Origin of the sequence: Arthrobacter sp. Leaf337, assembly GCF_001423745.1 — a bacterium.
Classification (GTDB): domain Bacteria; phylum Actinomycetota; class Actinomycetes; order Actinomycetales; family Micrococcaceae; genus Arthrobacter.
The window spans coordinates 480,897-494,546 of sequence record NZ_LMPC01000012.1; the positions used below are offsets into that span (position 1 = coordinate 480,897).

10 protein-coding genes and 1 pseudogene are annotated in these 13,650 nt (G+C 66.1%); 7 read left to right on the plus strand and 4 right to left on the minus strand.

All coding sequences use genetic code 11. The annotated features are described in order from the left end of the window. Positions 1-284: 284 nt before the first annotated feature. Both ASF98_RS11410 and ASF98_RS11415 read left to right on the plus strand, forming a co-directional pair. Positions 285-2,444, plus strand: a complete 2,160-nt coding sequence (locus ASF98_RS11410; RefSeq protein ID WP_055801643.1) for an amylo-alpha-1,6-glucosidase — start codon at positions 285-287, stop codon at positions 2,442-2,444. 13 nt (positions 2,445-2,457) lie between these two features. Next, complete coding sequence (locus ASF98_RS11415; protein WP_055802438.1) at positions 2,458-3,513, plus strand: glycosyltransferase family 4 protein; 1,056 nt, start codon at positions 2,458-2,460, stop codon at positions 3,511-3,513. Here ASF98_RS11415 and ASF98_RS11420 read toward each other — a convergent pair. Continuing rightward, complete coding sequence (locus ASF98_RS11420; RefSeq protein WP_235505827.1) at positions 3,450-4,322, minus strand: putative protein N(5)-glutamine methyltransferase; 873 nt, start codon at positions 4,320-4,322, stop codon at positions 3,450-3,452. The two genes, ASF98_RS11415 and ASF98_RS11420, sit on opposite strands and share 64 nt — an antisense overlap. A 343-nt stretch (positions 4,323-4,665) precedes the next feature. Here ASF98_RS11420 and ASF98_RS11425 point away from each other — a divergent pair, with 343 nt between their 5' ends. Continuing rightward, complete coding sequence (locus ASF98_RS11425; RefSeq protein ID WP_055801644.1) at positions 4,666-7,680, plus strand: alpha-amylase family glycosyl hydrolase; 3,015 nt, start codon at positions 4,666-4,668, stop codon at positions 7,678-7,680. A 122-nt stretch (positions 7,681-7,802) separates the two neighbouring features. Here ASF98_RS11425 and ASF98_RS11430 read toward each other — a convergent pair whose 3' ends face one another. From ASF98_RS11430 to ASF98_RS11440, 3 genes are all read right to left on the minus strand, one after another. Next, on the minus strand, positions 7,803-8,846 hold the full coding sequence (locus tag ASF98_RS11430; RefSeq protein ID WP_055802439.1) for an NAD(P)-dependent alcohol dehydrogenase: 1,044 nt from the start codon (positions 8,844-8,846) through the stop codon (positions 7,803-7,805). A 71-nt stretch (positions 8,847-8,917) separates the two neighbouring features. Continuing rightward, a complete protein-coding gene (locus tag ASF98_RS11435; RefSeq protein ID WP_055801647.1) occupies positions 8,918-9,184 on the minus strand; it encodes a hypothetical protein in 267 nt (88 codons plus the stop codon). Between the two features lie 43 nt (positions 9,185-9,227). Next, entirely contained in the window at positions 9,228-9,602 is a 375-nt protein-coding gene (locus tag ASF98_RS11440) for a carboxymuconolactone decarboxylase family protein (RefSeq protein WP_055801650.1), read from the minus strand. Positions 9,603-9,782: 180 nt separating this feature from the next. Between ASF98_RS11440 and ASF98_RS11445 the strand changes: the two genes are divergently transcribed. The 4 genes and pseudogenes from ASF98_RS11445 to ASF98_RS11455 all read left to right on the plus strand — a co-directional run bounded on the left by ASF98_RS11445 (position 9,783) and on the right by ASF98_RS11455 (position 13,551). Further along, positions 9,783-10,187, plus strand: a complete 405-nt coding sequence (locus ASF98_RS11445) for a (R)-mandelonitrile lyase (protein ID WP_055801653.1) — start codon at positions 9,783-9,785, stop codon at positions 10,185-10,187. A gap of 352 nt (positions 10,188-10,539) precedes the next feature. After that, positions 10,540-11,269, plus strand: a 730-nt coding sequence (locus ASF98_RS24790) for a DUF222 domain-containing protein (RefSeq protein WP_235505872.1), incomplete at its 3' end; no start/stop codon positions are given. 1 nt (position 11,270) lies between these two features. Next, a pseudogene (locus ASF98_RS24795) lies at positions 11,271-12,209 on the plus strand (DUF222 domain-containing protein); the annotation flags it as partial. 274 nt (positions 12,210-12,483) lie between these two features. Then, the gene (locus tag ASF98_RS11455) at positions 12,484-13,551 is read left to right on the plus strand and encodes a quercetin 2,3-dioxygenase (RefSeq protein ID WP_055801655.1); all 1,068 of its coding nucleotides are present in this window, start codon (positions 12,484-12,486) and stop codon (positions 13,549-13,551) included. Positions 13,552-13,650 lie beyond the last annotated feature (99 nt).

Consider the following 13,650-nt stretch of genomic DNA (forward strand, 5'->3'; position numbering starts at 1 on the left):
GCGGGTCGGCCCGTTTCTGCCAGTATTGCCCGGCCTTGCCACCCTGGGCTCGCGCTCCATCAGCCGGGTTCACAACGGCCCGTCCTCGGGTAGCCAAGCGTCCGCCGCAGCGGTCCGCCGCAAGGGTCCAAAGAACCTTGCCGGGGGACGGCGCGGAATTCTAGAATGTGGATGGCTAAGCAGTCAGCCATTGAATCCTCGGTCCGGAGTGAATTCATGAGCTTTCGACGCCTGGCCCCCGCCTTCCCGGCTGCTGCGGTGCGGGCTGTTGCCCGGCGGCGGCCATGAACGGCTGGAACCTGGACACGGCCGGTTCAATCGGCCACAACGCCGTGACCATCGTTGAAGGATCGTCTTTCTTCATTTCCGCCGGCAACGGCGACCTTGATCCCGGCATGGCCCATGGTGTTTTCTACCAGGACACAAGGATCCTGTCCCGCTGGAACCTGCTGGTGAACAACCACGTGGTGGAAGGGCTCATGGCGGTGACCCCGGAACCGTACCGGGCCGTCTTCACCGGCCGAGCGCCGCAGCCTGACGGGGCCGCCGACCGGCCCATGGTCATTGAGCGGGACCGGCAGGTGGGCGACGGCATCCGCGAGACCCTGACCGTGCGCAACTATTCCAACTCCCCGGCGCCCTGCAGCGTCAAATTGGCGGTGGAGGCGGACTTCGCGGACCTGTTCGAGGTCAAGGCCGGCAGGAAAACCCGCCAACTGCGCCCCTCCCACCGGCCGGAAGGCGACCGGCTGGTTATCAGCGGCCGCCACAACAACAGGTTGCTGGGCGTGACAGTACGCGCGCCCGGGGCAGACGTGAACCGCCACGGCGTGATGTACAAGGTGACTGTTCCCGCGAAGGGTTCATGGACCGCGACCATAGTGGTGACACCCAGCTCCGACGGCAGCGAACCCGCGGGCAGGTTCTCCGCCAGCACACCGCAACACGAATCGGCTCCCGCCCTCCGCCACCGGACCTGGGGCGCCGCTGCGCCGGTGATCAGCATGGACAACCCCTCGCTCGAAAGGATCCTGCGCCAGAGCCAGCGGGATCTGGGCTCCCTGCGGATTGCAGACCCCGCCCATCCGGACCGCACCGTGGTCGCGGCGGGCGCACCGTGGTTCATGGCGCTCTTCGGCCGCGACTCCCTGCTTACCTCGCTGATGGCGCTTCCGGTTGATCCCGCCATTGCCCTGGGTACGCTGCAGACGCTTGCCGAATACCAGGGCCAAAAGATCAACAAGCTCACTGAGGAGGAACCCGGACGGATCCTCCACGAGGTGCGCCTCGGTTCAGGCGCCGCCCTGTCGTTGGGCGGCGCCAAGACGTACTACGGGACGGTGGACGCCACCCCGCTGTTCGTCACCCTGCTGGGTGAAATCAGCCGCTGGGGACTGGAGCCGCGGGCCGTGCAGGAACTCCTCCCCAACGCGGACCGTGCGCTGGACTGGATCACAAACTACGGGGACCGTGACGGGGACGGTTTTGTGGAATATGAGCGCGCCACACGGCACGGCCTCCTCAACCAGGGTTGGAAGGACTCCTACGACGGAATCAACTTTGCGGACGGGACCCTCGCCGAACCGCCCATCGCTTTGTGCGAGGTCCAGGGCTATACCTATAGCGCGTACGTGGCCCGTGCCCTGCTTGCCCTCGACGCCGGTGACGGCGCGCTTGCCCGCAGCTGGGGTGACCGTGCCGCAGCACTGAAGGAGGAGTTCAACCGCAGATTCTGGCTGCCGAAGCGCGGGTACTTCGCGGTGGCCCTGGATAAGGACAAACGGCCCGTGGATGCTTGCGCCTCCAACATGGGGCATTGCCTGTGGTCGGGAATCGTCGATGACGAGAAGGCACCCCTCGTGGCCCAGCGCCTGATGGAACCGGACATGTTTTCCGGCTGGGGTGTCCGCACATTGGCTTCGACCATGGGCGCGTTCAATCCCGTGAGTTACCACAACGGCTCCGTGTGGCCGCATGACAACGCCCTGATTGCTGCCGGGCTGATGAGGTACGGCTTCATCGAAGAATCGCAGCGGGTGGCCATGGCCCTCTTCGACGCCGCGGAGGCATTCGGCGGCAGGCTGCCCGAGCTTTTCTGCGGTTTCCCGCGCGAATCAGGCAGGCCCCCGGTGTCCTATCCGTCGTCGTGCTCTCCGCAGGCCTGGGCGTCGGCCAGTCCCATCCACCTCATCCGCGTCCTGCTGCGCCTTGATCCTTCTGCACCTACCGGCCGGCTCTGGTTGAGCCCTGCCTTCCCGGAAGGATTCGGCTACCTGAAGAAGGAACAAGTGCCGCTGGCAGGTTCCCGCCTGACCATCGAGGTTTCGCGTAACGCCGCCCACGTGACGGGGCTGCCGGCCTCAATTGAACTGCACCTGGGGACGCAGGAACCCCTGGCGGACCTCATCCGGGTCCGCCATGACCCCGGCCGGAGGGCCGGCTGATGTAGGAGGCACTATGCATATTGGCATCCTGGCACCACCATGGATTCCCGTTCCCCCGCCGAGCTACGGCGGGACGGAATCCGTGGTCCACACCCTTGCCGCGGGGCTCGCGGAGGCAGGGCACGATGTTGTGCTTGCCGCCTCGAGCGACAGCACGTGTCCCGTTCCGAGGGTTCCGGGCCTCTCCGACTCGTCCGAACTCAGCATGGACTCGGGACGGCAGGAGATCCTGCACGTCCTGCGTGCCTACGAATCCATGGCGGACGTGGACATCATCCACGACCACACGCTGCTCGGTCCGCTGTGCCAGCGGGACAGGCCCGACGTTCCCCGCGTCACCACGTTGCACGGGCCCTTCGACGACGAACTGACGCTGATCTACCGTGCCATGCAACGGGAGACAGCACTCGTGGCCATCTCGCACCATCAGGCCTCCACGGCCTGCGGGGTAAAGGTGGACGCCGTGATCCACCACGGGATTGACGTCCGGGGCATCCGGTACAGCCCGTCGCACAACGACGGAGCATGCTTCCTGGGACGGATGCATCCGAACAAAGGCCTCCTGCAGGCCATCATGGTGGCGCGCCGAGCGGGCATCCCGTTGCGGATCGGCGCGAAGATGCGTGAGCCGTTTGAGCTGGACTACTTCCACGACGTGATCGAACCCCTCCTGGGCGCGGACGTTGAATACCTCGGCGAGCTGGGGACGGCGGACAAATACCGGCTGCTTGGCGAGTCCGTGGCCCTCCTGAACCCGATCCAGTGGCCGGAACCTTTCGGGATGGTGATGATCGAGGCCCTGGCCACCGGCACCCCGGTGGTGGCCACCCGCCGGGGGTCCGCTCCGGAAATCATCAACGACGGCGAAACAGGGTTCCTGGCGGACAGCGTCGAGGCCCTCGCGGAGGCACTTCAGGGCGCCGCCGGGCTGCGCCGCAGCGACTGCCGGCGTGCGGCCGAGCAACGCTTCAGTTCCCAGCGGATGGTCCGCGAGTACCTCCGGTTCTACTCGGAGCTGCTCACGGGATCACAGCGGGCTGCCGAGGAAACGGCCGCCGCCGGATTCTGAGCCTCTGCCGGTTCTGAGCCACTGCCGGTCTGAGCGGCGCTGCCAACGGCGGCTGTGCCGATCGCTACTGTGGCGTCCACGTCCGGGTCGCTGGCCAGCCGGGCCGTAAGCCCTGCCCGTCGCATCAGTCCGATAGTCTGCCTCGCCTGCCCCCGGCTCGTTTCGATCAGCACGTGCCCGCCCGGGGCAAGCCAGGCCGGCGCCTCCGCGATGACCCTCCGCTGGATGTCCAGCCCGTCCGGACCGCCGTCCAGCGACATCCGCGGTTCGTGCGTGCGGGCTTCCGGAGGCATGGTTCCGATCGCCGCAGTGGGCACGTAGGGGGCGTTGGCCACCACGACGGCGATTCGGCCCCTCAGCCGGGACGGCAGCGGTTCGAAGAGATCGCCCTCATGGACGTGTCCGCCAAAGGGCTCGATGTTGCTCGTGGCGCACAGTACTGCGGCCGGATCCAGATCCGAGGCGTACAGTTCGATTCCGTCAGCCCGGGCTGCCAGTGCCACACCTACGGCCCCGGAGCCGCAGCACAGGTCCACGACGACGGCCCGCCCGGCGGCGCGCCGCCCGCCGTCGGAAGTCCCGCCGTCGTGCATGCGGAGCAGCTGCTCAGCCTGCCGGACCAGGAACTCGGTGCGGCGGCGGGGGACGAACACTCCGGTGGCGACACCGATGCGGAGTCCGCAGAATTCCGCCCAGCCTAGGATGTGCTCCAGGGGCAGGCCGGCGGCGCGCCGTTCGATCATTGTTTCCAGCTCCGCGGCCGAGGCGGCAGCGTCCGTCAGCAGGCCGGCTTCCTCCTCGGCAAACACGCAGCCTGCGGCCCTGAGGCGGCGGACGGCGTCCTCCGGATGGCCGGTCGACCCGGCCCAACCGGGCCGAAATGAGCGTTCTGGCGGCAAGAGCAGGCTCCCTCAGCTGCGGGTCGGTGGGTCTCATGCTACCCAACGGGAGGGAATGCAAAGCAACCTTGGGATTTGCTGGAAAAAGTCGGTGCAAGCGCTTACAGTTGTGACTTGGCTCTCAGATGCCGTACTCCTGCATCATCCTTCACAACAGCACCGCCGCTATCCGGAAGGTCTCCTTATCGTGTTTTTCCGCAGTTCACACCACAAGAATCCACTCTGCAGACAGCCGGCCAGGGGCGTCGCCGCGGTGGTCGCGGCGCTGGTTGCCGCCGCCTCGCTGGCCGCCCCGGCCCATGCGGCGCCGGAGCTGAAAGACCCCGGCGCGCCGGCGGCCTCCCACTCCCTCCGCGCACCAGTGACGGATGAGAACTTCTACTTCGTGATGGCGGACCGCTTCAGCAACGGAAGCACCGCGAACGACGACGGCGGGCTGGGTGGCGACCCGATGGTCTCCGGCTTCGACTCGACAAAAAAGGGCTTCTACAACGGCGGCGACCTCAAGGGACTGCTGGACAAGATCGACTACATCCAGGGCCTGGGCACCACGTCCATCTGGCTGACGCCCAGCTTCAAGAACAAGGCGGTCCAGGCGGAGGACAAGTCGGCCGGGTACCACGGGTACTGGGTCACGGACTTCACCCAGATCGACCCCCACCTTGGCACCAACGCCGAACTGAAGGCACTGATCGACGAAGCGCATTCGCGCGGGATGAAGGTCTACTTCGACATCATCACCAACCACACCGCGGACGTGATCGGCTATGAGGAAGGCGCCCGCACGCCCTACGTTTCCAAGGACACAGCGCCATACAAAACGGCCGACGGCAAGGTGTTCGACGACCGCGACTACGCCGGAACGGACACCTTCCCGAAACTGGACCCGGAAGAGTCGTTCCCCTACACGCCGGTCCTGGACCAAGGCGAAGAGCACCTCAAGGTTCCTTCCTGGCTCAACGACCCCACGCTCTATCACAACCGCGGCGACACCACCTTCCAGGGCGAGGACTCCTTCTACGGCGATTTCTTCGGCTTGGACGACCTCTTCACGGAGAACCCGGAAGTGGTCAAGGGCATGACGGAGGTCTACGAAGACTGGATCAAGAATTTCGGCGTGGACGGCTTCCGGATCGACACCATGAAGCACGTCAATGACGAGTTCTGGCAGGAGTTCGGGCCGAAGGTTCTAGATTTCGCCAAGGAACAGGGCAAGGACGAGTTCTTCATGTTCGGAGAAGTCTTTGACACCTCCAAGAGCTTCACCTCGCAGTTCACCACGCGCAACAAGATGCAGGCCGTGCTGGACTTCCCGTTCCAGGACGCAGCCCGCAACTTTGCCTCCCGCAGCCAGTCCGCCAGCCAGCTGGAGACGTTCTTCGCCGGCGACGACTGGTACACCGATGCCGACTCCAACGTCTATGAGCTCCCCACGTTCCTGGGCAACCACGACATGGGCCGGATCGGCAGCTTCATCGCCGCGGACAACCCCCGCGCGGACGACGCCGAACGCGTTGCCCGCGACCGGCTGGCCCACGAATTGATGTACTTCTCGCGCGGCAACCCGGTGGTGTACTACGGCGACGAACAGGGCTTCACCGGCCCCGGCGGGGACCAGGACGCGCGCCAGACCCTCTTCGCCAGCCAGGTGCCCGAATACCTGGACGACGACCTGCTGGGCACAGATGCCAGCCACGCCACGGACAATTTCGATACCGGCCACCCGCTCTACAGCAAGATCAGCGAGCTCGCTGCCCTGACCGCTGAGCACCCTGCGCTGCGCAACGGCGCCCACCAGAACCGGTATGCCGCCGAGGGCCAGGGGATCTACGCGTTCTCCCGCACCGACGCGGAGGACCAGCGCGAGTACGTCGTTGCCGTGAACAACAGCGGGACCGCCCAGACCGCCGCGGTGCCCACCTATATCGCCAAGCGCAACTACAGCCGGATCTACGGCGACACCGGCAGTACCGCTGCCGAGTCCAAGACGGCCGACGACGGCAAGCTCACCGTCACCGTTCCGCCGCTTTCCGCTGTGGTGTACGAGTCGTCGGGGCGGATTCCGCACTCCAAGGCGGCTCCCGCCGTCGCCCTTCAGCAGCCGGCCAAGGCGGAAGGTGACAACGGCAGGATCCGGGTGTCAGCCGACGTCGACGGTTCCTCCTTCTACGAGGTCACCTTCCAGGCGCGGACTGCGGGCGGAGAATGGGAGCCAATCGGGACGGACGACACCGCCCCGTACCAGGTGTTCCACGACGTCACCGGGCTGAACCCCGGCACCGCTGTGGAATACCGCGCGGTGGTCCTGGACAACGGCGGAAACACCTCGCTCAGCGCCGCACGCAGCGGCACCGTTCCCGCCCCGGTCCTGGCCATGCAGAAACCGGCGGAGGGCAGCAGTGTGGACGGCAAGGTGGAAGTCAGTGCGACGGCCAGCCCGGAAAAGGCTGACTACACCGTCAACTTCGAACGCAGTGTGGACGGCGGCGAATGGACTCCGATCGGATCGGACAGTTCCTCGCCCGCCTACACGGTCTTCGACGACCTCTCGGCGCTGGGCCTCACAGACGGCACGAAAGTCCGCTACCGGGCCACCATGTCCGTTCCGGGCGCGGAGAACGTAGTCAGCGACATCCGTACCGTGGTGGCCGGCGAGATCCCGCAGCCGGACTCCGTGACCGTGGCGGGCAGCCTGAACTCCGAGATGGGCTGCCCGGACGACTGGCAGCCTACGTGCGCAAAGGCCCTTATGACGCTGGACCCGGCGGACAAGGTCTGGCGCATGACCGTGCCGGAACTGCCGGCGGGCACGTATGAGTTCAAGGCCGCGCTCAATGGTGGCTGGGACGAGAACTACGGCGCTGGGGGTGCCATGAACGGTGCGAACATCGTGCTCGAGCATCCGGGAGGGTCCGTGACGTTCCGCTACGACCACACCACGCATGTGCTGAGCCCGGTCTACGCCTCACAACAGCCCGGCGCCGTGGCCGCGGCGGGGAGCATGAACTCCGAGCTGGGCTGCCCGGAGGACTGGATGCCCGCCTGCGATCAAGCGCAGCTGAAACTGGACCCGGACGATCTGGTGTGGAAGCTGTCTGTGGACCTGACCGCCGGCAACTACGAGTTCAAGGCCGCCCTGAACCGGTCGTGGGATGTAAGCTACGGCGCCGGCGGCTCGCCGAATGGCGCGAACATCAGCCTGGCGCACGACGGCGGCCAGCTCACCCTCCGCTACGACCACTTCACGCACGTAATGACTGCGGAGTAGCGGTTCCGCTGGTGAAACAGTAAACGCAAAAGCAGCGCCGCCCTCTCCTGAGGGCGGCACTGCTTTCGGTTGTTACTGCTTTAGGTCGCTGACGCGGCCTGGCTAGCTCGACGCGGCCTGAGTTAGCTCAGGGTCGCGGTGTCGATCACAAAGCGGTACCGGACGTCGGAGGCCAGGACGCGTTCGTAGGCCTCATTGATCTTCTCGGCCGGGATGACTTCGATCTCGGCACCGAGGTTGTGCTCGGCGCAGAAGTCGAGCATTTCCTGGGTCTGGCGGATGCCGCCGATCATGGAACCGGCGAAGGAGCGGCGGCCGCCGATGAGCGCGAACGCGTTCACCGGGAGCGGTTCCGCCGGCGCACCGACGTTCACCAGCGTGCCGTCAAGTGTCAGCAGTTGCAGGTAGGAACTGATGTCGATCGAAGCGCTGACCGTGTTGATGATCAGGTCGAAGCTGCCGGCCAGGTCGGCGAAGGTGTTTTCGTCGCTGGTGGCGTAGTAGTGGTCGGCGCCCAGTTTCAGGCCGTCTTCCTGCTTCTTAAGTGACTGGGACAGCACGGTGACCTCGGCGCCCATGGCGTGCGCGATCTTGACGGCCATGTGGCCGAGTCCGCCGAGTCCGACGACGGCCACCTTCTTGCCCGGGCCCGCACCCCAGTGGCGCAGCGGCGAGTAGGTGGTGATGCCGGCGCAGAGAAGCGGCGCGGCGACGTCGAGCTCGATGCCTTCCGGGATCCGGACCACGAAGTCTTCGGTCACCACGACGTGGGTGGAGTAGCCGCCCTGGGTGATGGTGCCGTCGCGGTCCACTGCACCGTAGGTGCCGGTGTTGCCCTTGAGGCAGTACTGCTCCTCGCCCTTCTGGCAGTTGACGCATTCGCGGCAGGAATTCACCATGCAGCCGACGCCGACGCGGTCGCCCACGGTGTGCTTGGTGACTTCGGCGCCTACCTCGGTGACGATTCCGGCGATTTCGTGGCCCGGTGCCAGCGGGTACTGCTGGGGTCCCCAGTCACCGCGGACGGTGTGGATGTCCGAGTGGCAAATACCGGCGTACTTGATCTCGATCAACACATCGTGGGGGCCGACGTCGCGGCGTTCGATAGTGATGGGGATCAGGTCTCCGTCAGCGGACGGGGCGGCGTAAGCGTTAGCGGTAAGCAATATGTTCTCCAATGTTGGGTGTTCGTTGGATTCGTTGGGTATGAAGTTCGGTTCGTGGCTGAACATCAGCATCAGGGACGGATCAGCACTTTGAGAGCTGTGCGGTCGGCCATCGCCCGGTAGCCGACAGCGACGTCGTCGAGGGCCACAGTGTGGTCAAACACCATGCCGGGCTGGATTGTTCCCGAGAGGATGTCCGGCATGAGTTCTTCGATGTAGGCCCGGGCCGGGGCCACGCCGCCGGTCAAGGTGATATTGCGCATCACGGTGGCAAAATTCATCGGCACATCGGTGTACTGGGCAGCTCCCACCCTACCAACGGCACCGTCGTCGCGCATGGGAATCCTTTTAAGGTGTCGATGGATAGCTGGACCGGGCTGCTTAGCCGGCGTGCGCCGTCGTCGGCTGCTCATTCGCCGGCTGTTCAGCCAGCTGTTGTTCTGCAAGAACTTCCTTGAGCGCCGTAACGGCGGTGATGGCGTTCGGCCAGCCGGCGTAGAACGCAAGGTGGGTGAACATTTCGACCAGTTCATCGGGGGTGACGCCGTTCGCGAGGGCGAGCCGCAGGTGGGAGGGCAGCTGGCCGGTGCGGTAGAGCGCCGTCAGCGCAGCAACGGTGATCAGGCTGCGGTCGCGGGGCGAGAGGCCGGGCCGTTCCCAGACATCGCCGAACAGGACATCATCGGTGAGCTGGGCTAGCTTGGGCGCGATGTCGCCCATCAACTGCTGGGCCCGCGACGGGGTTTCTGTTGCCATGGTGCTGCTCCTTAGGAAGTTTTCGCTGCCTATCCAGCAAACCCCTTAGCAACCGCGCGGGGAAGGTTCTGTTGATACAGGTACTGGCAGGGCCTCCCTGCCGCCCTCGAAGGCTCCTAGTGTTGAACCGGTGGAATGCCGCCCCCACAGGGGCGGGCAACCAGCGATTGAGGAGAACTGTTGGAAATCCAGCCCAAAACGCCAAGCAACAAAGGACCGGCGGAAATGTTCACCGGCGACGTCTGGTTCGACGTCATTGCGAAGGGCGAGGCACCCTCGCAGCTGCGCGTGAACATGGTCCGCTTCGCCCCGGGCGCGCACACTGCGTGGCACTCGCACGCGAACGGCCAGACCCTGCATGTCACCGAAGGCCGCGGCCTCGTCCAGGCCCGCGGCGGCGAAGTGATTGAGATCCGTCCGGGCGACACCATCTACACGCCGCCTGGTGAAGAGCACTGGCACGGTGCCGCCGCTGACCACTTCATGTGCCACCTGGCCATGTGGGAAGCCCTGGGCGAAGGCCAGGAGGGCCCGGAAACAGCGTGGGGCGAGCACGTGACGGACGAGGGATACGGCGCGAAGTAGCTGGACTGGTTTGCGGCGCGGCTGGCGGGACTGGCTGGACTGGCGGGACTGTTCGTCGGGGTGGTGGCGGGGCCGGGCCAGGCGGCGGGGCTAAATTGTCGGACCCCCGCGGCAGAGTTGTCCCATGGAGGTCTTGGGGGAACTCGCAGCAGGAGGGGCGTTGCGGTGGGCGGCATTGCCCGCCGCCGCTTCTGCTGTTCGGGTTGCCTCCGGTCCGGGCCTGCGCAGTGTCCCCGCCAGTCTGCAGACTTCTCAGGCGTTGGCGTCCGACGGCGGCGGGTCCGGTGATCTTCCCCGGAGCCTTGAGCTGCTCAAACGTGCCAGTTCGACGGCGGTCGAGGACGCCGGTCTGATGGGCTTCAGGGAGGCTGCCGACTTCGCGGCGAACGTTGAGGACATCGCCCGGACCCTGGAATATCTGCAGGTGGTCGCGGCCGGGGCTGTGGACCGGACCCGGCGCCAGGCCTCGGCTGCTGCGCGGGCCGTCTCGGGCTTCGGTGCCGCGGTTGGCTGGACCACCGGATGGGGTAACGAGACTGCCGTGCACGGACCCATCGGCTGGGCGAGCAGCCAGCCTGCCGATGCAGGGAGTGATCCGGCTGCAAGTGGTCCGGATGCAGAGGCGCCCGCGGGAACTGCAACTGAAGAAACCCGGGTCCCGGACCCGGCCGATGACGGGTGCCGGAACACTACCGAGTTCCTCCGGGCCCGGTTGCGGATCGGTGCCGGCGAAGCCCGCCGCCGGCTGGCACTGGCGGAGGCGGTGCTGCCCGGGACCGGGATCACCGGCCACCCCCAACCACCGGACCAGCCCGAGCTCGCTGTGGCTGTGGCGTCCGGGTCCGTGGGCTCCCGGTCCGCGACCATCATCACGCTCGCGTTGGACCGGGTCCGACACCACGCCGACCAGGACACCATGGCCAGGATGGAACACGCCCTGACCCGCGCCGCGGCAGAGCAGGACACCGACTTCGTCGCCCGGATCGCCCGGCAGTGGACGGACGCGATCGACCAGGACGGGTCCGAACCCACCGAAGCCGAACTCCGGCACCGCCAGGGCGTGTTCCTCCGCCAGCCCCGCCNGGCGTTAGACCGGGTCCGCCACCACGCCGCCGAAGACACCACCGCCAGGATGGAACACGCCCTGACCCACACCGCGACGGAGCAGGACACCGACTTCGTCGCCCGGATCGCCCGGCAGTGGACGGACGCGATCGACCAGGACGGGTCCGAACCCACCGAAGCCGAACTCCGGCACCGCCAGGGCGTGTTCCTCCGCCAGCCCCGCCCCGGACTCCAGCGAATGGAAATCCTGGCCACCACGGAGCAAACCGAACACCTTCTCACCGCGATGAACACGGCCACCAACCCCCGCACCCAACCAGGCGCCGGCGCCGACAGCGGCGCAGAGCAGGACTTGGAACCGGAACTGGACCAGCGGACCCGCCCGCAGCAGCTCCTCGACGGCCTCGTCAATGCCTGCAAAACAGCCCTGACCACCGGCACGCTCCCCGCAGCGGGCGGACTCCGGCCCCAGGTCATGGTCACCATCGACTACCGCGACCTCCTCGAACGCCTCGGCCACACCAGTGACCGGCAAACCGGCACCCCCGGCAGGGGCTCGTTTACGTTCACTGGCCCCGTCACCGCCGCCACCGCCCGCAAGATCGCCTGCGATGCGGACATCATCCCCGTCCTCCTCGGCAGCCAGGGGCGGATCCTGGACATCGGCCGGACCACCCGGGTGTTCCCGCCGCACATCCGCAAAGCCCTCACCGCCCGCGACCAGGGCTGCGCGTTCCCGGGCTGCACCATCCCCGCACCCTGGTGCGAGGCCCACCACATCTCTTACTGGTCACACGGCGGAACCACCAGCACCGACAACGGCGCACTGCTCTGCAGCCATCACCACCACCTGATCCACAAGGAACAGTGGCAGATCCACGTCAAAACCGGGATCCCCTGGTTCATCCCGCCACCCCACATCGACCCACGACAAGGGGCGGTGTGGTGGGCATTGACNCTGCTCTGCAGCCATCACCACCACCTGATCCACAAGGAACAGTGGCAGATCCACGTCAAAACCGGGATCCCCTGGTTCATCCCGCCACCCCACATCGACCCACGACAAGAACCCCGACGAAACAACTACTTCCGACGCGAGTGACCCTGCCGTGCTCTGACGGAGTGCCGAAATGTATTTCACTCATTGGAAAGCCTGACGCCCCGACCCTTCGTTTGAGGGCATGCTGGTGACCACGCCACGGCGAAGCTCCGGACTGGAAAGAAGGAACCAATGTCCCTCAGCGTTGAGGAAATGAACACACAACTCCCGGTGGCGAACGCGCTGCCCGGCGAGGCTGTCCCCTATTACATGGCTTCCGGCGAGGGCGCCCGATACGAAATCAACGGGCAGCTTGTCACCGTCATCGCCCGTTCGGCGGACACCGGCGGCATCTTCAGTGCCGCCTACGTCTCGGGCGGGATGGGAGCCGAATCTCCCTTCGTCAGCCACAAGGTGGAGCACAAGACCCTGTACGTCTTCGACGGCATCCTGCACGTCTGGCTGCCCGGCGAAAGCCGCATCCTCACGCCCGGCGACTCCGTAGTCATTCCTCCAGGAACCCCGCACGCCTACCGCATGGCCAGCCACTACACACGGTTCCTGAACTGGATGACCCCCGGCGGCGCCGAGGCCTACTACGAACGCGTCGGCACCCCCATCGATTCGCATGTTCCGCCGGTGCGCGCGGGCCACAAACGCAGCGCACAGGAGCAGGCGGAAGTGGGGGCCGAGTTCGGCATCACGTTCCCGGAGGTGCAGCGCGTTGCACCTACCTTCCAGCAGGACGCCGGCCTTCCGCCCACCCAGAGCCCGTACTTCCTCAGCGCGGGCGAAGGCGAACGCCTGGTCAGCTACCAGACCATGTTCACTTACCTCTCAAGGCCGGCGAACACCGGCTCAAACTACTTCGCAGTGCACACCAAGGGAGCCAAATCGCCCTACATTCCGCTGCACTTCCACGCGGAGCACACCGAGAACTTCCTGTGCACGGAGGGCCGGATGTGGCTCTACGCCAACGGCCGCGAGATGCTCCTGACCAAGGGCGACTTCGTGCACGCGCCGGCCGGAACCGTCCACTCCTTCGCGTTCGACTCCCACAACACCCAGATGGTGGGTTTCCTGACGCCGTCGGTCTTCAACGGCTTCTTTGAGTACTTCAACAAGCCCACCGAGGACTACATGTACACCGAAGGCGGCACTCCGTACATGGACATGGAAGGCTTCGGCCGCGCCCAGGCGGAAATGGACCTGACCGTCGTCGGTCCCCCGCCGCAGCGTCGGGCTGCCCTGGACATCTGAGAAGAACCAACGAACGCCAATGGCCCGGACTTCCGAAAGGAGGTCCGGGCCATTTCTGGTTTCAGGGGGTCATCGATTGCTCCGTAGGCGCCCTTTTCG